The organism is Pseudomonas putida (assembly GCF_022627325.1).
GTDB lineage: Bacteria > Pseudomonadota > Gammaproteobacteria > Pseudomonadales > Pseudomonadaceae > Aquipseudomonas > Aquipseudomonas putida_X.
Window position 1 is genome coordinate 67,240 of record NZ_JAETZZ010000017.1, and the last position, 21,495, is coordinate 88,734.

Genomic DNA, 21,495 nt, shown 5'->3' on the forward strand with positions numbered 1-21,495 from the left:
GCCGACTTCACCCAAGCATGAAGGTGGCGGCAAACGTTGGCACAGAAGAACGCCGTCCCCGTTCAAATGCTCCCTTGCAGTGGAGAAAGTTGCATTGCGCTATTGAGCGCAAACTCAACTGACAAGGATCCATCATGAGCAAAATCGAAAACCTGCAAGCGTACAACATTGAAGCGCCAGGCCGCCCAGCCTGCTTTGAAGTTCGGGGAACGGTGACCGTTGGCCACCCGGGTATTGTGCCTGTGCTGATAGAACCCAGGGTACGTCACCGAGGTGGCTGGGAAGTGCTTGAGCTGCATCTGGTGGACAACGGGGAGATCAACCTGCAGGTCCTTACCCAGAAACCAGTATTTTACCGGCGCGAACGTGCGAGCTCGTGGACAAGGCTGGAAATCATCAAGGACGACGGTCCGCAAATGTTCGAGATCGGGCACCGTGTAGTCAACGACTGAGCCTGACAGTGCCAGACCGCTGCGAGCGGTTTGGCATTGTGCTGTAGCCAGAACCCGATGAGCGACAGCCCTCCAAGGTGAACATTTATACAGTAGGCGTTTGCCCCGTACCCGGCCTGCCCCTAGAATGGCCGGATGCACACAGATGACCTCTCCCTCCTGCTGAACTCCCTCAACGATGCCCAACGCCAGGCCGTCGCGGCCTCGCTCGGGCGTCAGCTGGTGCTTGCTGGCGCCGGTTCCGGTAAAACCCGCGTGCTGGTGCATCGCATCGCCTGGCTGATCCAGGTCGAGCAGGCCTCACCGCACTCGATCCTGTCGGTGACCTTCACCAACAAGGCCGCCGCTGAAATGCGCCAGCGCATCGAGCAATTGCTGGGCATCAACCCGGCCGGCATGTGGGTGGGCACCTTCCACGGCCTGGCGCACCGCTTGTTGCGCGCCCATTGGCAGGAAGCGCGCCTGGTACAGAACTTCCAGATCCTCGACAGTGACGACCAGCAGCGCCTGGTCAAGCGGGTGATCCGCGAGCTGGGTCTGGACGAGCAGCGCTGGCCCGCGCGCCAGGCACAGTGGTTCATCAACGGGCAGAAGGACGAAGGCCTGCGGCCGCAGCATATCCAGGCCGGCGGCGATCTGTTCCTGGGGACCATGCGTAGCATCTATGAAGCCTACGAACAGGCCTGCGAACGCGCCGGGGTGATCGACTTCTCCGAACTGCTGCTGCGTGCCCTGGACTTGTGGCGCGACCACCCGAGCCTGCTCGAACACTACCAGCGGCGCTTCCGCCACCTGCTGGTGGACGAGTTCCAGGACACCAACGCCGTGCAGTACGCCTGGCTACGACTGCTGGCTGGCAAGGACGGCGGCAGCTTGATGGCGGTGGGCGACGACGACCAGTCGATTTACGGCTGGCGCGGCGCCAAGATTGAAAACATCCATCAGTACACGGCTGACTTCCCTGACGCCGAGATGATCCGCCTGGAGCAGAACTACCGCTCCACAGGGGGCATTCTCAAAGCTGCCAACGCGCTGATCGCCAACAACAGCGGCCGCTTGGGCAAAGAGTTGTGGACCGACCTGGGCGAGGGAGAGCCTCTGACCCTCTATGCGGCTTACAACGAGCATGACGAAGCGCGCTACGTGGTCGAGACCATCGAGAGCCTGATCAAGCAAGGCCATTCGCGTAGCGAAATCGCCATCCTGTATCGCTCCAACGCCCAGTCGCGGGTGCTGGAAGAAGCCCTGTTGCGCGAGCGCATCCCCTACCGCATCTATGGTGGCCAGCGCTTCTTCGAGCGCGCCGAGATCAAGAACGCCATGGCCTACCTGCGCTTGATAGAAGGCCGTGGCAACGACGCCGCCCTCGAAAGGGTCATCAATGTGCCACCGCGTGGCATCGGCGAGAAAACTGTCGAGGCCATTCGTGAACAGGCTCGCCACAGTCAACTGTCGATGTGGGGAGCCATGTGCCAACTGCTCGCCGCCAAGGCCCTCAAAGGCCGGGCGGCCAGTGCGCTGGGCGCGTTCATCGAGCTGATTGAAAGCCTGGCTGGCAAAGTCGCGGACATGCCCCTGCATACCATGACGCAGACAGTCGTCGAGCAGTCCGGTCTGATCATCTATCACCAGGAAGAAAAGGGTGAAAAGGGCCAGGCACGGGTAGAAAACCTTGAGGAGCTGGTAAGCGCCGCTCGCAACTTCGAAGCCACTGACGATGACGCCGACCTTTCGCCTCTGTCGGCCTTCCTCGGTCATGCTTCGCTTGAAGCCGGCGAGGCCCAGGCTGACGAGCACGAAGACAGCATTCAGCTGATGACATTGCACAGCGCCAAAGGCCTGGAGTTCCCCTACGTGTTCCTGGTGGGCATGGAAGAAGGCTTGTTCCCGCACAAGATGAGCCTGGAAGAGCCAGGCCGCCTGGAAGAGGAACGCCGCCTGGCGTACGTGGGCATTACCCGTGCCATGCGCCAGCTCTTCATGACCTATGCCGAAACGCGTCGGCTGTATGGCAGTGAGACCTACAACAAGGTGTCACGATTCGTCCGGGAGATTCCACCAGGCCTGGTTCAGGAAGTGCGTCTCTCGAACAGCGTCAGCCGCCCGTTCGGCGGCGCCAAGAGCACCAGCGCCAGCAGCATGTTCGCCAATGCCAACATTCCACAGACCGCTTTCAATCTAGGCCAGCGGGTACAGCATTCGGTCTTTGGTGAAGGCGTTATCCTCAACTTCGAGGGTTCCGGCGCCCAGGCCCGTGTGCAGGTGAACTTTGCCGAAGGCAGCAAGTGGCTGATGCTCGGCTATGCCAAGCTCGAAGCTATCTGAGGCCTTCAGGGCGCGCTGAACTATTTAGGCAAAAGCTGGAAACATTATGTCGCTGGTCATGTGCACAGGAACCTGTGCAACATGACGCGCGTGCAATCCACAACAGGGGAAATCCCATTTATGCAACGTTTTCTTAGCATCGCACTGGCGCTTTGCGTCGGCCTGACGCTGAGCCTGGACGCCAACGCCAAGCGCTTCGGCGGCGGCAAGAGCTCGGGCTCCGCGCCAATCCACCAGACCCGCCAGGCTACGCCAACCACGCCTGCCGCCGCACCGACCGCTCCTGGCCGTGCCCCGGCCGCCGCCAGCGGTGCTTCGCGCTGGCTGGGCCCATTGGCCGGCCTCGCCGCCGGTGGCCTGCTGGCCTCCATGTTCATGGGTGACGGCTTCGAGGGCCTGCAGATCATGGACTTCCTGATCGTCGCCCTGATCGCGTTCCTGGTGTTCCGCTTCATCGCCGCACGGCGCCGCCAGCAGCAGCCGCAAATGGCCGCTCCGGGCCATGCGCCGTTCCAGCGTGAAGCCCATGGCCAGCCTGCCCAGCCGTCGATCTTCGGTGGCTCGGCTGCTCCTGCAGCGCCAGCCGCACCGGCCATCAATGCCCCGGCCTGGTTCAACGAGCAGAGCTTCCTGGCTGCAGCCCGTAGCCACTTCCAGGCGCTGCAGCAGCACTGGGATGCCAACGAGATGGACAAGATCGCCGAGTTCGTCACGCCGCAGATGCTGGAGTTCCTCAAGCGTGAGCGTGCTGACCTGGGTGATGGTTTCCAGGCGACCTACATCGATAACCTCGATGTGCAACTGGACGGTGTCGACGATCGCGCCGACCGTACCGACGCCACCCTGACCTTCCGTGGCGTGTCGAAGACCTCGCGCTTCGACCAGGGCGAACCGTTCAGCGAAAGCTGGCACATGGTTCGTGCCCAGGGCGAGAACCAGCCTTGGCTGGTCGCCGGTATCCGCCAAAACGGTTAACCGTCGCACGTTGCACAAAAAACCCCGGGCTAGCCCCGGGGTTTTTGCTTTTGCCAGACCGCCCTACTAGGGTATAACGCGCAGCGATGACATCAAGGTTGGAGGAAATGAACCGTGGAAGAAGTGATCGAACAACTCCGTGAAGCCAATGAACCGGTGCCGGTACCCTTGGAGCTTCCCGACGAGGACCAACTGGTCGAGATCGAGGAACAACTGTTCATCAACATTCCGTTCGTGTTCAAAGAGTTCCTCTTGACCGTCAGTGACGTGGTGTATGGCTCTCTGGAGCCGGTGACCGTCACCGATCCCCAGTCCCATACCTACCTGCCCGATGTGGCGGCCAATGCCTGGGACGCCGGCGTACCGCGGGACCTGATCCCGCTATGCCAGGACGGTGACAACTTTTACTGCGTCGAGGAAGACGGCACGGTAGTGCTGTGGGATGGCGACGAGGAAGGGGTTGGCGAAGACAGCTGGGAATCGGTCTGGCATTGGGCACGGGACGTCTGGCTGGAAAGCTGATCAGTCACACAGTCGCCAGGCTTCCTGGCCTGGCGACATCGTTACCGCTCCTTTGCGCACGTTGCCGCAATCCCGCGCACAGCGCCCTCAGTGCGTATGTTCCCGGCTGTTTTCCAGCGTCTCCAGCAAGGCGATCTGCATCCGCGAATGCACACGGATGAACCATCGCCACAGCACCGCCACTACCATCGCGGCCACCACGGCGATGATCAGCAGTAATTCACTGGTCGGCAGGATGCTCGCCGACAACGCCGACAGCAGCAAGAAGATGACCAGCAGTGACAGCAGCGGGATCACTTCGGCCACTACACGGCGAACGCGCTGGGTGTGGCGCCCTGCCATTTCCGGCTTGACGCCCATCTCCGCCAACAACATCGACAACGCCTTGAGCTTGCGATAGGCCGCGATAAGGAAGGGCAGCGACAATAACAGCGCGGCCCCCCAGATTAGCGCCTTTTGCTGGCTGACATCACTGACCCACTCATTGAGCCAGGCACCGATGCGTACGGCGAAATACCCGCCGCTGAAGAAAATCGCGATCACCAGTGCCAGGTTGACACCAACCTGCAGCAGGATGCGCCGGATCATCGCAGCCAGCATCGCGCTCTCACCTTGCGGCTGGATACTGCGCAGCCACTCGCCATACAGTGAAAGCACGCGTGACAGCCGGCTGGGCATGACGTTGCCAAGCTTCAGCGACAACGGGTCGGCCGCGCGGATCAGATACGGTGTAAGCAGCGTGGTGATGGCCGAAACCGCCACCGCAACCGGATAAAGGAAGTCGCTGGTAACTTGCAGCGTCATACCCAAGGCCGCAATGATGAAAGAGAACTCGCCGATCTGGGATAGCCCCATGCCCACCCGCAGCGAGGTACGGCCATCGTTGCCGGCAATGAACGCACCCATACCGCAAGACAGCATCTTGCCCAGCACCACGGCAACGGTGATGACCATGATCGGCCAGGCATAGTCGAGCAGCACGTTCGGGTCGATCATCAGGCCGATGGCGACGAAGAAAATGGCGCTGAACAAATCACGCACCGGCTCTATCAGCCGTTCGATCTTCAGCAACTGGCGGGACTCGGCCATGATCGCACCGATCAGGAACGCCCCCAGCACCATGCTGTACTCGAGTTTGACCACCAGCAGGCAGAAGCCGAAACACAGGCCCAGCACGGTGATCAGCAACATCTCGTTGCTCTCGAATTTCGCAACGTAGGCCAGCAATCGCGGCACCAGCAAAATGCCGATAACCAGCGCCACGATCATGAACAGCGAAAGCTTGCCGACGGTGGAAAAGACTTCCCCGGAACTGACCGTACCGCTGACCGCAATGCCAGACAGCAGGGCGATGATGCCGATGCCGAGAATATCCTCGACGATCAGCACGCCAAAGATGAGTTGGGCGAAACGCTCGTTTTTCATCTTCAGGTCATTGAGTGCCTTGACGATGATGGTGGTCGAGGAAATCGCCAGGATCGCGCCGAGGAACAGCGAATCCATGGTGCTCCACCCAAACCAGCGGCCGATCTCGAAACCGATCCAGATCATCAGGACGATTTCCAGGAACGCTGCAATGAACGCCGTGGCCCCCACCTTGAACAGCTTGCGCAGGCTGAACTCAAGGCCCAGGCAGAACATCAGGAAGATAACGCCCAGTTCGGCGAGGGTCTTGATGGTGTCTTCATCGTGAATCAGGCCGAACGGCGGGGTGTGTGGGCCGATGATGAAACCGGCGACGATGTAGCCCAGCACCACTGGCTGTTTGAAACGATGAAAGAGAATCGTCACTACCCCGGCGACCAGCATGATCACTGCCAGATCCTGGATGAAGCTGATGGCATGCATGGCGCGATACTCCTTTTCGATGCCCGGGCAAACCGCCCCTCTGCCAAGGCATGCCCGAGCGAGCGGCAAGTACACGCTGTATTGGATGCAGCAATGCCCATGTTGCATGGGCGTACTCAGGTTAACATCGCACCCCGCCGCATATTGCTGATGCAATATGTAGAAACAGATCGGCCGGTCAACGGCCGCTGATGGCATGATCGGCGTGACGACGGAGCGTCAGTCAACGTCCCGTATCAGGAAGGCAAACTTCAAGAGGGGAAACAGAAAGTGTCAGCAGATACCCGCCCCGATTCAGCGCAACCTCACCGTGAGCACACTATGGAACCTGGAAACGCCCAGCTGAGCATGACCGTACTGATGACCCCGGACATGGCCAACTTTTCGGGCAACGTACATGGCGGCACCTTGCTCAAGTATCTCGATGAAGTGGCCTACGCCTGCGCTAGCCGCTATGCCGGCAGCTATGTGGTCACCCTGTCGGTCGATCAGGTGATTTTCCGCGAGCCGGTGCACGTGGGCGAACTCGTCACGTTCCTGGCATCGGTGAACTACACCGGCACTACCTCCATGGAGGTGGGCATCAAGGTCGTCACCGAGAACATTCGCGAACGCTCGGTGCGTCATTCCAACAGCTGTTTTTTCACCATGGTCGCGGTCGACGACAACCGCCGCCCGGTCCCGGTCCCTGCGCGTCAGCCGCAGTCCAGTGAAGAAAAGCGCCGCTTCCTCCAGGGCCAGCAACGCCGGCAGATCCGTCAGGAACTGGAAAAGCGTTATCAGGATTTGAAGACCGACGCCCTTTAAAGCGCCAGGCGCTGCGCCTCGAAGCGCACACGCGGGTGAGCGATGCGGTCCTGGGCCCGCACCAGCTGCAGTTCGTAACTGGCGCAGGCCTGGGTTTCCAGCAGCACCTCATGCACAGCTGCCGCTGTGTACTCAAAGGCTTGTACCCAGCTGTCGCCCAACAGCACTCGGGCCAGGAACAGCCCTGAGGTCAAGTCCCCCACCCCGACCGGCTGGCGAGGGAAAGCCAGCAGCGGGCGGCGCAAGTGCCAGCTGTGATCACCGGTGACCAACAACATTTCGAACGTGTCTGGGCAACGCCCCGGGTAGGCCAGGTGCTTGACCAGCACAGCCTGCGGGCCGCGCTCAAGAAGGCCGCGTGCCATGTGCACGCAATCTTCCAGGCTTTGCGCGCGCCGGCCACAAAAACTGTCCAGTTCCAGCTGGTTGGGGCACAGAATGTCAGCCTGGGCAACCGCATCGTCCAGCAGGAACTCGCTCACCTCCTGTGGGACGATGCACCCTTTCTCCGGATGCCCCATGACCGGGTCGCACAGATACAGCGCCTTTGGGTTGACGGCCTTGATCCGCTCGACACCCGCCAGTATCGCCCGCCCCTGCTCGGCGCTACCCAGATAGCCCGAGAGGACGGCATCGCAATGCCCCAGTTCACCGATGTTGGAAATGCCTTCCACCAACGCAGGAATTTGCGCTGGAGCAAGCACTTCGCCCGCCCACTGGCCATACTGAGTGTGGTTGGAGAACTGCACGGTATTGAGCGGCCAGACATTGACCCCGATACGCTGCATTGGAAACACCGCGGCGCTGTTGCCGGCGTGGCCGAACACCACGTGGGACTGAATGGCGAGCAGGTGCGGGGTACGTTTCATGCGGGCGTTTTCCAAAGCTGTTTCAGGGATTGTGCGTCGCGCAGTATGAACTCGATTGCCACCTGTACGACAGACCAGGGACGCAGTTAAGCTGGATCGACCTGTTTGGAGCATACGCAAATGTTGACCCTGGAGAATCTCTTCGTCCTGATGCTGGTGGCCACGGCAGGCGCTTGGTTATGGCACAACCACGGGCTACGCGAGAAAGCCTTGGAACGGGTCAAACAGCATTGTGCAAAGCTGGATCTGGAGCTGCTCGACGACGCCGTCGCGCTCAAGCGCATTGCATTTTTGCGCGATGCCAAGGGCAGAAAGCGCCTGGCCCGTGTGTATGCCTTCGAGTTCACAGTCACCGGCGAACAGCGCCACCCAGGCACGGTGACTCAGTTTGGCGCTCATAGCGTGCAGATCGAACTGGCGCCCTACCCATTCGAGATCAATACGCCGCCACGGGCCGACAACGTGATCGAAATGAAGCAATGGCGCCAGGAACATAATCGCTGGCACAACTGATCACCTGACCCGACAGCCCTCCAGCGCGGTCTGCAGCGCTGGCAGGTCTTGGGGCTGGTCGAAAATCAGTTCGATGCGCGTATCCTTGCGCCACTCACTCGGCTGCCAAGCCGGCAGGTTGCCGTCAAGGCCGTTGAAAGACTGCCAACCCTCCGGGCTGTGGATAACACCCTTGGCCCGGCGCCATGAATAAGCGTCGAGCATGCCACGCAAGGCTTGTGGATCGAATTGCTGGCTGGGGTGCCAACGCCAGCCGACACTCCAGCCACCTTCGCCTTGCTGTGCATGACAGATGGGTTGACGAGGGTCTATCCACAGGGTGCCGAGGGCCGGTTGGCGATTATCCACAACGGCTTTATCCACAGAATCACCACCCACTGCATCTATGGAGGAACGAGGAAGGCTGGATACAGCCAACAGCCCCTGCTCTGTCCAAACGCCCTGTTTCGCTGATATTTCCTTACTTATCAACAACCTGCGATTTCCATCCACAGCCGCGCTCTTGTTGAAAATCACCAGTCCGGCCGCTTGCAGAGCCTGCAATTGAGCATCGGGTAACGGCTCACCTCGCGCCAGCGCTTGAGCATCCAAGACCATCACCATTGGCTGCAGCGCCAGAACCCCAACCCAAGGTGCCTGATTCAATTGGGTCATCAGCTGCAGGGGGTGACCAAGCCCAGAGGGTTCAATGAACAACCGGTCGGGTTGGGCCTTGCGCAACAGACGCCCCAGCCCGACCTGGAACGGTGTGCCATTGACGCAGCACAGGCACCCACCCGCCACTTCGGCAATGGCAACACCATCTTCATCACAGCTGAGCAGCGCTGCATCCAGGCCGACTTGGCCAAACTCGTTGACCAGCACCGCCCAACGCTCGTCGGCAGGGCGCTGAGCCATCAGCTGGCGGATGAGGCTGGTCTTGCCTGCACCCAAGGGGCCAGCGATAACGTGAGTGGGAATATTCTGCAGCATGCGCTTACTTCAGGTCGGAATTCACCCCACTATGCCCCGTCACGCCAACCAGTCAAGGCTGAGCAACAGGCGCGGGCCAGGGCCAGCGGGCGAGCGATGGATCAGGCCTGCTCCTTCGTTGCCAGACCATTTTTCGCCCTTCAGCAGCGCGACATCACCCGCTTGCAACCGTTGGATGTTATCCACAGGTGCCGGTGCGAGCTGCAACCCCGCTCGTTCGATGGCACCTTCGGGCAGCCATTCGCTGCCGCAGCCCACATAGGTGGTGAGCAGGCGCAAAGGCACGTTATCCACATGGAAGCGCGGGCACATCGCATTGTGCAGCACCCGCAGGCGCAGACCGACGCGCCGGGCACCCACCAGACATGTATACGCCGAAACCAGCCAGCACACATCTGCAACGAAACTCTCATAGCCCTGCAGATCGGCCGCTTCCCGCAACAGATCTGGTAGCACTGGCGGCTCATCCTCATTCACATCGACGACCCGCTGGTCCGCGAACGGTTGGCCGAGGCTGACTACCAATGCCGCGAAGTCTTCAACCTGGGCAGGCAAGTGTCGCTCCCAGACTGCCAGGTTGACACCGTCTTGCAGAATGTCGGTGAGCACCCGAGGCGATTCACCATGGACTTGGCGGATATCCACACGCTGAGCCGCGGGCGTCATGCTGCCTCCTCGGCGTGCCAGGGCCCGAAGGGATCCGGCAAGTCCCGCCAGGCCGCCTGGCCCATTTCCATTTCATCATCGGTCAACAAACAGGCATCCAGGTCTGTGGATAACTGGACGAAGTCGATGTTCTGCCCAATGAACACCAGTTCCTGGCGGCAGTCGCCACTCTCAGGCACCCAGTGTTTGAGAATTTCTGCAGAGCTCTGTTCGTCCTGCGGCCAATGTTCCTTTGGCACGAATCGCCACCACCGGCCGGCCAAGCCATAGCGCATCATGCCGCCAGCCTGCGACCAGCTGCCGGCCTCCTGAAACCTGCTGGCCAGCCAGAAAAAGCCTTTGGAGCGCAGTAACCGGCCATTGGTCCATTGCTTGTGGATGAAATCAAAAAAGCGTTGCGGGTGCAGCGGCCTGCGAGCTTGCCAGGTGGTAGCGGCAATGCCGTATTCCTCGGTTTCTGGCACATGCTCCCCGCGCAATTCCTGAAGCCATCCAGGTGCCTGTGCAGCCAGTTCAAAATCGAAAAGGCCGGTATCCAGGATCTGTACCAGCGGCACTTGGCCCATGACCATCGGCAAAATCTTCGCTCGGGCATTGAGGCTGCGCAAAATCGCGATGAGCTCCTCGCGCTCATGCTGGCTGATCAGGTCGATCTTGCTCAGCAGCAGCACATCCGCGAACTCCACCTGTTCGATCAACAGGTCGCTGATGGAACGCTCATCGTCATCGCCCAAGGTTTCACCACGGCTGGCCAGGCTATCGGCGGCCTGGTAATCGCGCAGGAAGTTCAAGCCGTCGACAACCGTCACCATGGTGTCCAACCGTGCCATGTCGCTAAGGCTACGGCCCTGCTCATCGCGGAAGGTGAACGTCTCTGCGACGGGCAGCGGCTCGGAGATGCCCGTCGACTCGATCAGCAGATAATCGAACCGGCCTTCATCCGCCAACCGTGCGACTTCCTCCAACAGGTCCTCGCGCAGGGTGCAGCAGATGCAGCCGTTGCTCATCTCAACCAGCTTTTCTTCCGCCCGGTTTAGGCTGACATTACGCTGGACCTCACTGGCATCAATGTTGATTTCGCTCATGTCATTGACGATGACGGCGACACGCAGGTTGTCGCGATTACGCAGCACATGGTTGAGCAAGGTGCTTTTACCGGCACCCAAAAAGCCGGAAAGTACAGTGACAGGAAGTCGATTGGTCATGGCGGATCCTCTACAGGCGGACGCATTCGAAACGATGCATTGCACAACGTTATAAAGTAACAATACAATTTCGCCAAGCCGTTCTCGTCGGACGGTTACCCGGGAAGGAAAATGAACCTGTCACCCGCAGTACTGTTATTGCTGCTCGCTGCGCCAACACCGTTGCTTGCGATACCTCAGCAGAACGCGCAGGCGTCATGCACGAGGAGCGCGACGCTGGTGGCCTGTAAAGACGCCACTGGCAGTTACTACAGCGTGCGTACCGAGGGCAGCCACATCTACCTACGCGGTTTCGATAGTGCGACGCACCGCGTGTGGGCGCAAACCAACAGCCGCTATGGAGCGCTGACTTTCTTCACTGGCCTGGCCAGCGATGGTGAAGCCTGGGTTGGCTATAGCCGCCGAGCTGGTTGGACCTCCCTGACCCGCGTTTCCAGCTCCAACGGCGAACGTTTCAGTCTGCGTTGCAGCCTGGTCGGTGGCTGCCAGTGATCGTTCGTTTGCCTGACATTGACGCTGATCTAGCCCGACGCCAGCGATTTCCGCGCAGATACCCAGCGCGCCACTGGCCTGGGTGGGCATCATCGGTCTCTTATAGAGAAGGCAGGCGCTCCTCAGCCCACCATTCGCGGCATGGAGGGGTAAGCGATAAGCGTGGCTGCCAGAATTGGAATGGAATGTTCCACGTGGAACTATCAGTTCGCTTGGCTTATAGGCGACCTGCTAGTGCTGAGGGCAATTCACCGAACCCAGCCGGTATCGAACTGCGCGTGGTACATGCAGAAGCCTGCATGCCCACGACGCAGTAGCCGACAACGATCGGCAAGAGGGAGCGCGTCAGGTGCGGGGCTTTACTGTTCCACAGTCATTGCCCAACCATACCGCCCGGGTATTCATACTGCCGCGCTGTTGCACACCCGACGCATTGAATGTCCCGTTGACTTGGGTAGTGAACTCCTTGTCACTAAGGAAGGTTGCCTGGCCGGCACCTTGGGCTTTGGGGCAACTGAACTGAAACTTCCAGACATTGCCGGTCCGCTCGGTAATCTTTTGCGTGCAGCCTGACTGAGGGTCCTGCAAGGGAATATCGTTGGTTTTCACCTGCTCCGGCGTCAGGCATGAACGCACGCCATTGCCTGCTACCGCGATGCCCTGCTTGGCCAGTGCCCCTTCCATCATGGCCCTCTGCTCGGGCGGCAGGTTCTTCAGTTGGCCGAGCATGAACTGCATGTCCGGCAATGGCTTACCGTCGACCTGCATGTTGCTGGTGGTGAGCTCCCACAGACCAGGCTGCAACATCTGCGCATGCACAAGTGGGCTGGCCAGGCCAAAAGCCAGGGCCAGCAGTGGCAGACGAATCTTCATGGACGAACGCTCCTCAAAATAACCGACTCGATGGCCGGGTACAGGCTTAGACGGCAAATCCGCTTTCAGGTTGCAAGGCGGGCCTGGAAGTGTTCTGTTATCTGCTGTGTATTTGCCAAGCAGGATGCGTATGGATTACCACAGCCCCTACTTCTTCGGCTATGTGCTCGGGCTCGTTCACTTGCTTGGCATTATCGCCGCGCTGCATGCGGTGTTTACCGTGCGTACGGCCCAAGGGGCAATTGCCTGGGCCATGTCGCTGTTCTTCATTCCCTACTTCACACTCATTCCTTACCTGGTGTTCGGTGCCCGCTCCTTCAACGCCTACATCAAGGCTCGGCGCCAGGCCAACCAGGAAATGCACGTGGCGATGGCCAACCTCAACTGGCGGCCTTGGGTAGAGGAAGCGCTCACAGCTCGGGAGTCGCAGAGCTACGCCGCCTTGCGTGCCATGCCAAAACTTGGGCGAATGCCGTGCTTGGCCAATAACCAAGTAAAGCTGCTGATCGATGGCCAAGCCACCTTCGACGCCATCTTCGCTGCTATCGAACAAGCACGAGAAGTGGTGTTGGTACAGTTCTTCATCATCCACAACGACACCATCGGCAAAGCGCTGCAGCAACTGTTGCTGCGCAAAGCGGCCGAGGGCGTGAAGGTGTTCGTGCTGTATGACAGGGTTGGCAGCCATGCCTTGCCCGCCAGCTATAGCCAGAGCCTCAGAGACGGCGGGGTGCAGATCCACGCCTTCGCCACCCGCCGCGGCTGGTTCAATCGCTTCCAGGTGAACTTCCGTAACCACCGCAAGATTGTCGTGGTCGATGGGGTTACCGGCTTCATCGGCGGGCACAACGTCGGTGATGAATACCTGGGCGGCAACCCTCACCTCTCGCCCTGGCGTGATACCCATGTGCAGATCGGCGGCCCGGTGCTGGCTTGCCTACAGGAGTCCTTCGCCGAAGACTGGTACTGGGCAACGCGCCAGCTACCGCCACTGATCCTGCCCGACACCTATCCGGACAACGGTGTGCTTTGCCAGGCGCTGGCCAGCGGGCCGGCAGATCCGCAAGAGACCTGCGCGCTGTTTTTCATCGAAGCCATCCATTCCGCGACTCGCCGCGTGTGGATCACAAGCCCCTACTTCATTCCCGACGAGGCCGTGTTCGCCGCGCTGCGCCTGGCCGTGCTGCGCGGTGTGGATGTGCGCATCCTGATCCCAGCTCGCCCCGACCATCGGGTCGTTTACGCCGCCTCCAGCCTGTTCGCCTTCGAGGCGGTGCGGGCGGGGGTACGCATGTACCGTTATCAGCCAGGGTTCCTTCATCAGAAGGTGGTGTTGGTGGACGATGAGGTCAGTGCTATCGGTAGTGCCAACCTGGACAACCGCTCATTCCGGCTGAACTTCGAAATCACCCTACTGACAGTGGATCGGGATTTCGCCGATCAGGTAGAGAAGATGTTGACCACTGACTTCGAGCAGGCCAGGGAAATTACGCCTGAGGACAGCAGCAAAACCCACCGTCTTCAACAGCTGGGGATGCGTGTAGCGCGGTTGATCTCACCGATCCTCTGATGGGTGACCGGGGCCGCCTGAAGCGTGCCCCAGGTCAATCAGCGATACAGGTCTTCACGTGTCCAGGGCAGGTCATGATGCCCATCGGCGTAAGGCTTGACGGCAAGGATCTGGTGCAGGTTTATCCAGCCCTTCTGGAATGCATAGGCGCAGCCAGCGAGATACAGGCGCCAAATGCGCAGGGTTTTTTCCGGTACCAGTGCAGCAGCCTTGTGCAGCTGGTTCTCCAGGTTATCGCTCCAATGGTGCAGGGTCTTGGCGTAATGCATGCGCAAGCTCTCGACATCGACGACCTCCAGCCCCGCAGCACACAGGCTCGCGCTGATCATCGACAGGTGCGGCAGCTCACCGTTGGGGAACACATAATGGTCGATGAATTCACCCGCCCCTCGCCCCACCGGACGACCATCGACGTGCTTGGCGGTGATGCCATGGTTCATCACCAGGCCACCCTCGCGCACAGCGCCGAACAGCTTCTGGCTGTACAGCGCCAGGTTGGCGTGCCCGACATGCTCGAACATGCCGACGCTGACGACCTTGTCGAAGCGGCCATCCTGAGGGAGGTCGCGGTAGTCGAGGATCTGCAGCTCGACCTTGTCAGCCAGGCCTTCAGCCTTGACGCGCTGCCGCGCCAGCTTGAGCTGTTCCTTGCTTAAGGTGATGCCGAACACCTTGGCACCGTACTCGCGCGCGGCGAAGCGTGACAGCCCACCCCAACCGCAGCCGACATCCAGCAGGTAGTCATCGGCCTGCAGCCGCAGCTTGCGGCATAGATGGTCAAACTTGTCCTGCTGTGCCTGATCGAGGGTATTGTCCGGCTCACGGAAGTAGGCACACGAATACGCCATGTCCTGATCGAGCCAGAGTTGATAGAACGCGTTGGAGACGTCGTAGTGGTAGGAGATGGACTCGGCGTCTGTGCGCTTGTCGTGAGCTACACGTTGTGGCGGTGCCTCATCTTCCTCCATCAGCAAGGCTTCGCTCAGCTCATCGCACACCCGAATGGCTTCACCGATGTCGCCCTCCAACTCCAGCTTGCCTTCCACGAACGCAGCACCCAGCTGGTGCATGCTTGGATGGGTCAGCTGGGCGATCAGCTGAGGTTCCTTGACCAGGATAGTCACCTGCGGACTGGGCCCCAGATCGAACTGGTTGCCGTCCCACAGCTTCAGACGAAGTGGCAAGTGCAGGCTCTGCAGCGCCGGCGGAAGTTGCGCAAGCATGAACGACCCTCCTTCTGGGCTCGATACATGAAATTTCGAACACCACCGAAACAGGGTAGTTCAAACGTGCGAAATTTCCGCTGAACGAGACCAAGGTCTACAACTAACTGATCTATGAACACCTCAGATTGTATACAACTTGCTGTTCTCAGCTTAACCTTGTGTCCCTCTCGCGCTTCCTCATCTGGAGTAGAAACCCATGAAATCCTATGACGTGGTGATCATCGGCGGTGGCCCCGGCGGCTACAACGCGGCGATTCGTGCTGGGCAACTGGGCTTGAGTGTCGCCTGTGTGGAAGGCCGCTCGACCCTTGGCGGCACCTGCCTGAATGTCGGCTGCATGCCGTCCAAGGCATTGCTGCATGCCTCCGAATTGTATGAGGCCGCCAGCGGTGACGAGTTTGCCCACCTGGGCATCGAGGTGAAGCCAACCCTGAACCTCGCCCAGATGATGAAACAGAAGGACGAGAGCGTGACTGGCCTGACCAAGGGCATCGAGTACCTGTTTCGCAAGAACAAGGTCGAGTGGATCAAAGGCTGGGGCCGCCTGGATGGCGCCGGCAAGGTTATCGTCAAAGCCGAGGACGGCAGCGAGACCGCGTTGCAGGCCAAGGACATCGTCATCGCTACCGGCTCCGAGCCCACTCCCCTGCCCGGCGTGACTATCGATAACCAACGCATCATCGACTCCACGGGCGCCCTGGCCCTCCCCGAGGTGCCCAAGCACCTGATCGTGATCGGCGCTGGTGTGATCGGCCTGGAGCTGGGTTCGGTGTGGCGCCGCCTGGGCAGCCAGGTCACCGTCATCGAATACCTGGACCGCATCTGCCCCGGTACTGATGAGGAAACGGCAAAGACCCTGCAAAAGGCACTGGCCAAGCAAGGCATGGCCTTCAAGCTCGGCAGCAAGGTGACCCAAGCGACGGCCTCACCCGACGGCGTGAGCCTGACGCTGGAGCCGGCCGCAGGCGGTACTGCAGAAACGCTGCAAGCCGACTACGTGCTGGTTGCCATCGGCCGTCGTCCTTATACCCAAGGCCTGAATCTGGAAAGCGTCGGGCTGCAAACCGATAAACGCGGCATGCTCACCAACGAGCACCATCGCACCTCGGTGCCGGGGGTGTGGGTGATTGGCGACGTCACCTCCGGCCCGATGCTGGCGCACAAGGCCGAAGACGAAGCCGTCGCCTGCATCGAGCGCATCGCCGGCAAACCCCACGAGGTCAATTACAACCTGATCCCCGGGGTGATCTATACCCGCCCCGAGTTGGCCAGCGTCGGCAAGACCGAAGAGCAGCTCAAGGCAGAAGGCCGCGCCTACAAAGTGGGCAAGTTCCCCTTCACCGCCAACAGCCGCGCGAAGATCAACCATGAAACCGAAGGCTTCGCCAAAGTCATCGCCGATGCCAACACCGATGAAGTACTGGGCGTGCATCTGGTCGGCCCAAGCGTCAGCGAGATGATCGGCGAATTCTGCGTGGCAATGGAGTTCTCCGCCTCTGCTGAAGACATCGCCCTCACCTGCCACCCGCACCCCACCCGCTCCGAGGCCTTGCGCCAGGCGGCGATGAACGTGGATGGGATGGCGATGCAGATTTGAGGTTCGACACTCCGCAACAACCGCCTCCCCACTGGGGTTGTCACTGTGAATTCAGTGAACTGAAGAGTGTTTGCGGGAATTGGTGTAAATCATCAGGGGGCTGCCTAATACAGCATGACTGAGAATACTCATCAGGCTGAATCAGGAGCGTGACGCTGAGGGCGGGTGAACCGCCGGTAGAGGGAAGTGTGCCCTTCCCTCTACCGGATCGGCCAACCAGCCCGCGACTACGAGGAACGATTTGCCCAGGCGTTGAAGCGCAGCAAAAGCTGGGGCTTGGCACCCTCAGGTTTCAGGCGCACCGACCAGCGCTTTGTCAGCGAGCACAACCTCCAAATCTTTCAGCAAGTGGCGGCAGCGCATCTATCCAATTTCCATGCTGAAGATGTTTCTCAGCTGTGCTTTGCCGTAACCGCAATGCTGAAGTTTACGGTGATATGCACGTCAGCGCGGATCTCACCCGGGAACAGCAAAAAGCCCTTGGTTTGCCCATGAGCTTTTGCATGTAGGGTTTACTCGCCAACCAGCTCGCCTTCGGCGTCTGGAATGGCCTCGCCTGCATATTCGGCTGGGATCTCGGCGGTCTTCTGGTGCTCGAGTCCGCTGCTGTCCAGTAGAACCTCTGCGAGGCGTGCCGAGAAAAACTTGTCGAACGGCTCCAGCTCTTGGTACTCATCCGGCGCTACCATCAGGGCAATCAGGCGCCCGAGAAGGCCGCAGATCCAGTCCGCTGCCTGGATCGTCTGGAACAGGTGGCTTTCTGCCTGGATGGGCGGCTCGATCAGCGTCCGGCACTTCTCGGAGGCGTCCTCAAACATGGCCAGCGTGCAGACCTCGACGTTTTTCTCCCGCCACTCGTTGCCGGCGCGCTGCTCATCGAGCATAAGCATGAAAGTGGAGTCGGACTGGGCACAGAAACGGTCGATTTTGCGCACCGACTGCAGGAGCTGCCGCTTGAACGTCTCGGTTGAGTTGTGTGCATCAGGATCGGTGACCTTGTGCACGCCCGTGTAGAAGACGTAGCCGCCGACCTTCTTGATGTGGTTCAGGATCCGGAACGTAGCCCGGCGCAGCTCCGGGTATTTGACAACGTTGCGCAGGGCGTAGAGCTGGGACCCCTTCTTTTCCCACTGGTACGCCGGCAGGCCTCGGGGGTTGTCGTTTTCGAGGTCGAACTTCAGAAGCTGGCATTTCAGCTTGAAGAAAAAAATAGCGAACTCGCGGATTTCGGTGGCCGGGAGTATCAAGCCAGCGAACCCAAAGGCGGGGTGTGTTTTGTACTGCGGGTGGTTGCGCGAGACGTATTGGCCGACGTGCCCGAATTCGTCCAGGTACGCGACGTAATGCGTCATATCTACCGGATTCCTTGCCCCAGATACACGAAAACCCGCTGCTTTCGCTAGGCGGGTCTCGGAAGGTAGGCACGAGAGTCGCCCCTCATGCGTTGAGAGAAAATATATGGATAGATGACACGTATGTCAATCAAATTTGATTAACCGCCGTGATCTGGCGTGACCTTTCCTGATGCAGCGTGAGCTCTCTCCAGGCCGCGTACCTCTACGTAGCCTCATGAAGGCTTGACCTGCGGCTCGGCCCCCATCAAGCAGCGGCGTTCAATGGTCTCGGAGCTCGTTGCAGCGGCCTGAATCGCCCCACCTGGTTTCCTAGACATGCTCCAAGCTCAGGAAATAGCGTCTCCCATAGTCGACTGACAGCTGCATGCCACCTCCTGTTAGGGCCTCATCAGGAGGGTAGGAGGTGCCTACAAGACTAGGGGCAATTCAGGCCGCTTCCCATTCGGTGAACCGCTCGCCCTCGGAGATATACTTGCCCGAGTTAGAGTGGTCCCAATCACCTTTAAAGACTGCACCCCGCCAACCCGGATTGGTCCCCGACTAGGGTTACCTGCGACAGATTTAATTCCCTAAATCGAACCATGGCCGGTCGCTGCCGCCCTCATTCCACCGTCACCGACTTAGCCAGGTTACGCGGTTGGTCGACATCCGTACCCTTGAGCACCGCCACGTAATACGACAGCAACTGCAGCGGGATGGTGTACAGGATCGGTGCCAGTGCGTCAGCGATGTGCGGCACCTTGATCACATGAGTACCTTCGCCGTTGCTCATACCAGCGTGCTCATCGGCGAACACCACCAGCTCACCACCCCGGGCGCGGACTTCCTGCAGGTTCGATTTGAGTTTCTCCAGCAGCTCGTTGTTCGGCGCCACAGTCACCACCGGCATGTCGTTATCCACAAGCGCCAGCGGGCCATGCTTGAGCTCACCTGCCGGGTACGCTTCGGCGTGGATGTAGGAAATCTCTTTGAGCTTGAGCGCACCCTCCATCGCTACCGGGTACTGCGCACCCCGGCCCAGGAACAGCGTGTGGTGCTTGTCGGCAAACAGCTCGGCGATCTTTTCGACGGTGTGGTCCATGGCCAGGGCTTCGCCCAGGCGTGCCGGCAGGCGACGCAGCTCTTCGACCAGCTCCGCTTCCACACCAGCCTCGAGGGTGCCACGCACCTGGCCCAAGGCCAGGGTCAGCAGCATCAGCGATACCAGCTGGGTCGTGAACGCCTTGGTCGATGCCACGCCGATTTCCGGGCCGGCCAGTGTCAGCAGGGTCAGGTCGGATTCGCGTACCAGCGAGCTGATACCCACGTTGCAGATGGCCAGGCTGCCGAGGAAGCCCAGTTCCTTGGCATTACGCAGGGCCGCGAGGGTGTCGGCAGTTTCGCCAGATTGGGAAATCGAAACGAACAGGGTGTCCGGCTGGACCACCACCTTGCGGTAGCGGAACTCACTGGCGACTTCGACCTGGCAAGGGATACCGGCCAGGCTTTCCAGCCAATAACGGGCAACCATACCGGCGTGGTAGCTGGTACCACAGGCTACGATCTGCACGTTGCGCACCTTGGCGAACAGCTCCGCGGCCTGTGGGCCAAAAGCCTGGACCAGCACATGGTCCTTGCCCAGGCGGCCTTCCAGCGTACGCTGAACCACGCTTGGCTGCTCGTGAATCTCCTTGAGCATGAAGTGGCGGTATGCGCCCTTGTCGGCGGCTTCGGCGCCTTCGTGATATTGCACGGTTTCGCGCTGTACCGCGTTGCCGGCCTGGTCCCAGACCTTCACCTGGTCACGGCGGATTTCGGCGATGTCGCCCTCTTCCAGGTACATGAAGCGGTCAGTGACCTGGCGCAGCGCCAACTGGTCGGAAGCCAGGAAATTCTCACCATGGCCGAGGCCAATTACCAAGGGGCTGCCACTGCGCGCAGCAACCAGGCGATCAGGTTGTTTCACGCTGATCAGTGCCAGGCCATAGGCCCCATGCAGGCGCTTGACCGCAGACTTCAGTGCATCCGCCAGGTCCGGGATGGCCTTGAGGGTGTGGTGGATCAGGTGGACGATGACCTCGGTATCGGTTTGCGAATTGAACACATAACCCAGGCCTTTGAGCTCCTCGCGCAGCTCTTCATGGTTCTCGATGATACCGTTGTGTACAACCGCCACTTCTTCACCCGAGAAATGCGGGTGGGCATTGCCCTCGGTCGGCGCGCCATGGGTGGCCCAACGGGTGTGTGCAATGCCCAACTGGCCGATCAACGGCTCGGCAGTGTTGGCAGCTTCCAGTTCAGCCACTTTGCCGATGCGGCGTCGGCGCTGCAGTTCACCCTGCTGGGTATAAACAGCAAGGCCGGCGCTATCGTACCCGCGGTACTCAAGCCGCTTCAGGCCCTCGATGAGAATGGCGGTGATGTTGCGTTCGGCGACGGCGCCAACGATTCCACACATGATTATTTCTCCTGGCTGATCGCGGCGCAGATCAGGTTGACGCCGCGGGCTTGAATCTGTTCGCGTGCCACAGCTGGCAGGCGTTCGTCTGTAATGAGGGTGCTGACACTGCCCCAGGGCAGTTCAAGATTAGGGATCTTGCGCCCGACCTTGTCCGATTCGACCATCACGATCACCTCGCGGGCCACCTCGGCCATGACTCGGCTCAGGCCCAGCAGCTCATTGAACGTCGTGGTACCGCGGTTGAGGTCGATGCCATCGGCGCCGATGAACAACTGGTCGAAATCGTATGAGCGCAGGACCTGCTCGGCGACCTGGCCCTGGAAAGACTCGGAATGCGGGTCCCAAGTGCCGCCGGTCATCAGCAGCACCGGTTCATGCTCAAGCTCGCTGATGGCGCGGGCCACGTTCAACGAGTTGGTCATCACCACCAGGCCTGGCTGGCGACCGAGCTCAGGGATCATCGCGGCGGTGGTACTGCCACTGTCGATGATGATCCGAGCGTGTTCACGAATACGGCCGACGGCAGCGCGGGCGATGGCTTTCTTATAAGCCGACACCGGCTGCGCAGTTTCACCAAGCATTTCCTGCGGAACCGGTACCGCGCCGCCATAGCGACGCAGCAGCAAGCCATTGGCCTCAAGGGCAGCGAGGTCCTTGCGAATAGTGACTTCCGAGGTTTCAAAGCGCTTGGCCAATGCGTCCACACTAACCTCGCCTTGCTCACTGAGCATGGCCAGGATGTTGTGACGGCGCTGGGGGGTGTTTCGTTTCGACATGGGCGCTTAAGT

At 60.1% G+C, this 21,495-nt stretch carries 19 protein-coding genes; 9 read left to right on the plus strand and 10 right to left on the minus strand.

What is annotated here, in order from left to right; translation table 11 throughout:
- Positions 1 to 134: 134 nt before the first annotated feature.
- The 4 genes from JNA92_RS23030 (at position 135) to JNA92_RS23045 (ending at position 4,274) form a co-directional block, all read left to right on the plus strand.
- Positions 135 to 452, plus strand: coding sequence for a hypothetical protein (locus JNA92_RS23030; RefSeq protein ID WP_241806830.1), 318 nt, complete (start codon positions 135 to 137; stop codon positions 450 to 452).
- A gap of 135 nt (positions 453 to 587) precedes the next feature.
- Positions 588 to 2,777, plus strand: a complete 2,190-nt coding sequence (gene uvrD, locus JNA92_RS23035; protein ID WP_241806831.1) for a DNA helicase II — start codon at positions 588 to 590, stop codon at positions 2,775 to 2,777.
- Between the two features lie 120 nt (positions 2,778 to 2,897).
- Positions 2,898 to 3,752 (plus strand): Tim44 domain-containing protein, encoded by an 855-nt coding sequence (locus JNA92_RS23040; RefSeq protein WP_241806833.1) that lies wholly within the window; start codon positions 2,898 to 2,900, stop codon positions 3,750 to 3,752.
- A 114-nt stretch (positions 3,753 to 3,866) separates the two neighbouring features.
- Complete coding sequence (locus tag JNA92_RS23045) at positions 3,867 to 4,274, plus strand: SMI1/KNR4 family protein (protein WP_012316884.1); 408 nt, start codon at positions 3,867 to 3,869, stop codon at positions 4,272 to 4,274.
- Between the two features lie 87 nt (positions 4,275 to 4,361).
- Here JNA92_RS23045 and JNA92_RS23050 read toward each other — a convergent pair whose 3' ends face one another.
- Entirely contained in the window at positions 4,362 to 6,122 is a 1,761-nt protein-coding gene (locus JNA92_RS23050; protein ID WP_241806834.1) for a cation:proton antiporter, read from the minus strand.
- Between the two features lie 321 nt (positions 6,123 to 6,443).
- Between JNA92_RS23050 and JNA92_RS23055 the strand changes: the two genes are divergently transcribed.
- Positions 6,444 to 6,929, plus strand: a complete 486-nt coding sequence (locus JNA92_RS23055) for an acyl-CoA thioesterase (protein WP_241806836.1) — start codon at positions 6,444 to 6,446, stop codon at positions 6,927 to 6,929.
- Here the strand turns inward: JNA92_RS23055 and pdxY are convergent.
- The gene (gene pdxY / locus JNA92_RS23060; RefSeq protein ID WP_241806837.1) at positions 6,926 to 7,798 is read right to left on the minus strand and encodes a pyridoxal kinase PdxY; all 873 of its coding nucleotides are present in this window, start codon (positions 7,796 to 7,798) and stop codon (positions 6,926 to 6,928) included. The two genes, JNA92_RS23055 and pdxY, sit on opposite strands and share 4 nt — an antisense overlap.
- A 120-nt stretch (positions 7,799 to 7,918) precedes the next feature.
- Here pdxY and JNA92_RS23065 point away from each other — a divergent pair, with 120 nt between their 5' ends.
- A complete protein-coding gene (locus JNA92_RS23065) occupies positions 7,919 to 8,311 on the plus strand; it encodes a DUF3301 domain-containing protein (RefSeq protein ID WP_241806838.1) in 393 nt (130 codons plus the stop codon).
- Here JNA92_RS23065 and JNA92_RS23070 read toward each other — a convergent pair whose 3' ends face one another.
- The 3 genes from JNA92_RS23070 to zigA are packed head-to-tail and all read right to left on the minus strand — an operon-like array spanning position 8,312 to position 11,154.
- Positions 8,312 to 9,283, minus strand: coding sequence for a CobW family GTP-binding protein (locus JNA92_RS23070; RefSeq protein WP_241806839.1), 972 nt, complete (start codon positions 9,281 to 9,283; stop codon positions 8,312 to 8,314).
- Positions 9,284 to 9,322: 39 nt separating this feature from the next.
- Positions 9,323 to 9,949 (minus strand): DUF1826 domain-containing protein, encoded by a 627-nt coding sequence (locus tag JNA92_RS23075; protein WP_241806840.1) that lies wholly within the window; start codon positions 9,947 to 9,949, stop codon positions 9,323 to 9,325.
- A complete protein-coding gene (gene zigA, locus JNA92_RS23080; RefSeq protein WP_241806841.1) occupies positions 9,946 to 11,154 on the minus strand; it encodes a zinc metallochaperone GTPase ZigA in 1,209 nt (402 codons plus the stop codon). Before zigA ends, JNA92_RS23075 begins: the two co-directional genes overlap by 4 nt.
- A gap of 111 nt (positions 11,155 to 11,265) precedes the next feature.
- Here zigA and JNA92_RS23085 point away from each other — a divergent pair, with 111 nt between their 5' ends.
- Complete coding sequence (locus tag JNA92_RS23085) at positions 11,266 to 11,646, plus strand: glutamine synthetase (RefSeq protein WP_241806842.1); 381 nt, start codon at positions 11,266 to 11,268, stop codon at positions 11,644 to 11,646.
- A gap of 345 nt (positions 11,647 to 11,991) precedes the next feature.
- Here the strand turns inward: JNA92_RS23085 and JNA92_RS23090 are convergent, their stop codons facing one another.
- Positions 11,992 to 12,519: a DUF3617 domain-containing protein gene (locus JNA92_RS23090; RefSeq protein WP_241806843.1), complete on the minus strand. Its 528-nt coding sequence runs from the start codon at positions 12,517 to 12,519 to the stop codon at positions 11,992 to 11,994.
- 130 nt (positions 12,520 to 12,649) lie between these two features.
- On the opposite strand from JNA92_RS23090, the gene cls reads away from it, so the two are divergent.
- Positions 12,650 to 14,089 (plus strand): cardiolipin synthase, encoded by a 1,440-nt coding sequence (gene cls / locus JNA92_RS23095; RefSeq protein ID WP_241806844.1) that lies wholly within the window; start codon positions 12,650 to 12,652, stop codon positions 14,087 to 14,089.
- A 38-nt stretch (positions 14,090 to 14,127) separates the two neighbouring features.
- On the opposite strand, the gene cfaB is transcribed toward cls, so the two are convergent.
- Positions 14,128 to 15,312: a C17 cyclopropane fatty acid synthase CfaB gene (gene cfaB, locus JNA92_RS23100; protein WP_241806846.1), complete on the minus strand. Its 1,185-nt coding sequence runs from the start codon at positions 15,310 to 15,312 to the stop codon at positions 14,128 to 14,130.
- A 199-nt stretch (positions 15,313 to 15,511) separates the two neighbouring features.
- Between cfaB and lpdA the strand changes: the two genes are divergently transcribed.
- On the plus strand, positions 15,512 to 16,912 hold the full coding sequence (gene lpdA / locus JNA92_RS23105; RefSeq protein WP_241806847.1) for a dihydrolipoyl dehydrogenase: 1,401 nt from the start codon (positions 15,512 to 15,514) through the stop codon (positions 16,910 to 16,912).
- Between the two features lie 512 nt (positions 16,913 to 17,424).
- Here lpdA and JNA92_RS23110 read toward each other — a convergent pair.
- The 3 genes from JNA92_RS23110 to JNA92_RS23120 all read right to left on the minus strand — a co-directional run bounded on the left by JNA92_RS23110 (position 17,425) and on the right by JNA92_RS23120 (position 21,483).
- Complete coding sequence (locus JNA92_RS23110; RefSeq protein ID WP_241806849.1) at positions 17,425 to 18,264, minus strand: DUF3800 domain-containing protein; 840 nt, start codon at positions 18,262 to 18,264, stop codon at positions 17,425 to 17,427.
- 604 nt (positions 18,265 to 18,868) lie between these two features.
- A complete protein-coding gene (gene glmS / locus JNA92_RS23115; RefSeq protein ID WP_241806851.1) occupies positions 18,869 to 20,704 on the minus strand; it encodes a glutamine--fructose-6-phosphate transaminase (isomerizing) in 1,836 nt (611 codons plus the stop codon).
- A 2-nt stretch (positions 20,705 to 20,706) separates the two neighbouring features.
- The gene (locus JNA92_RS23120; protein WP_241806852.1) at positions 20,707 to 21,483 is read right to left on the minus strand and encodes a DeoR/GlpR family DNA-binding transcription regulator; all 777 of its coding nucleotides are present in this window, start codon (positions 21,481 to 21,483) and stop codon (positions 20,707 to 20,709) included.
- Positions 21,484 to 21,495 lie beyond the last annotated feature (12 nt).

Excerpts from the sequence above, each read along its gene's own strand:
- JNA92_RS23030 (WP_241806830.1), top strand. The coding sequence starts at position 135 with ATGAGCAAAATCGAAAACCTGCAAGCGTACAACATTGAAGCGCCAGGC.
- uvrD (WP_241806831.1), top strand. The coding sequence starts at position 588 with ATGCACACAGATGACCTCTCCCTCCTGCTGAACTCCCTCAACGATGCC.
- JNA92_RS23040 (WP_241806833.1), top strand. The coding sequence starts at position 2,898 with ATGCAACGTTTTCTTAGCATCGCACTGGCGCTTTGCGTCGGCCTGACG.
- JNA92_RS23050 (WP_241806834.1), bottom strand. The coding sequence starts at position 6,122 with ATGCATGCCATCAGCTTCATCCAGGATCTGGCAGTGATCATGCTGGTC.
- JNA92_RS23055 (WP_241806836.1), top strand. The coding sequence starts at position 6,444 with ATGGAACCTGGAAACGCCCAGCTGAGCATGACCGTACTGATGACCCCG.
- pdxY (WP_241806837.1), bottom strand. The coding sequence starts at position 7,798 with ATGAAACGTACCCCGCACCTGCTCGCCATTCAGTCCCACGTGGTGTTC.
- JNA92_RS23065 (WP_241806838.1), top strand. The coding sequence starts at position 7,919 with ATGTTGACCCTGGAGAATCTCTTCGTCCTGATGCTGGTGGCCACGGCA.
- JNA92_RS23070 (WP_241806839.1), bottom strand. The coding sequence starts at position 9,283 with ATGCTGCAGAATATTCCCACTCACGTTATCGCTGGCCCCTTGGGTGCA.
- JNA92_RS23075 (WP_241806840.1), bottom strand. The coding sequence starts at position 9,949 with ATGACGCCCGCGGCTCAGCGTGTGGATATCCGCCAAGTCCATGGTGAA.
- zigA (WP_241806841.1), bottom strand. The coding sequence starts at position 11,154 with ATGACCAATCGACTTCCTGTCACTGTACTTTCCGGCTTTTTGGGTGCC.
- JNA92_RS23085 (WP_241806842.1), top strand. The coding sequence starts at position 11,266 with ATGAACCTGTCACCCGCAGTACTGTTATTGCTGCTCGCTGCGCCAACA.
- JNA92_RS23090 (WP_241806843.1), bottom strand. The coding sequence starts at position 12,519 with ATGAAGATTCGTCTGCCACTGCTGGCCCTGGCTTTTGGCCTGGCCAGC.
- cls (WP_241806844.1), top strand. The coding sequence starts at position 12,650 with ATGGATTACCACAGCCCCTACTTCTTCGGCTATGTGCTCGGGCTCGTT.
- cfaB (WP_241806846.1), bottom strand. The coding sequence starts at position 15,312 with ATGCTTGCGCAACTTCCGCCGGCGCTGCAGAGCCTGCACTTGCCACTT.
- lpdA (WP_241806847.1), top strand. The coding sequence starts at position 15,512 with ATGAAATCCTATGACGTGGTGATCATCGGCGGTGGCCCCGGCGGCTAC.
- JNA92_RS23110 (WP_241806849.1), bottom strand. The coding sequence starts at position 18,264 with ATGACGCATTACGTCGCGTACCTGGACGAATTCGGGCACGTCGGCCAA.
- glmS (WP_241806851.1), bottom strand. The coding sequence starts at position 20,704 with ATGTGTGGAATCGTTGGCGCCGTCGCCGAACGCAACATCACCGCCATT.
- JNA92_RS23120 (WP_241806852.1), bottom strand. The coding sequence starts at position 21,483 with ATGTCGAAACGAAACACCCCCCAGCGCCGTCACAACATCCTGGCCATG.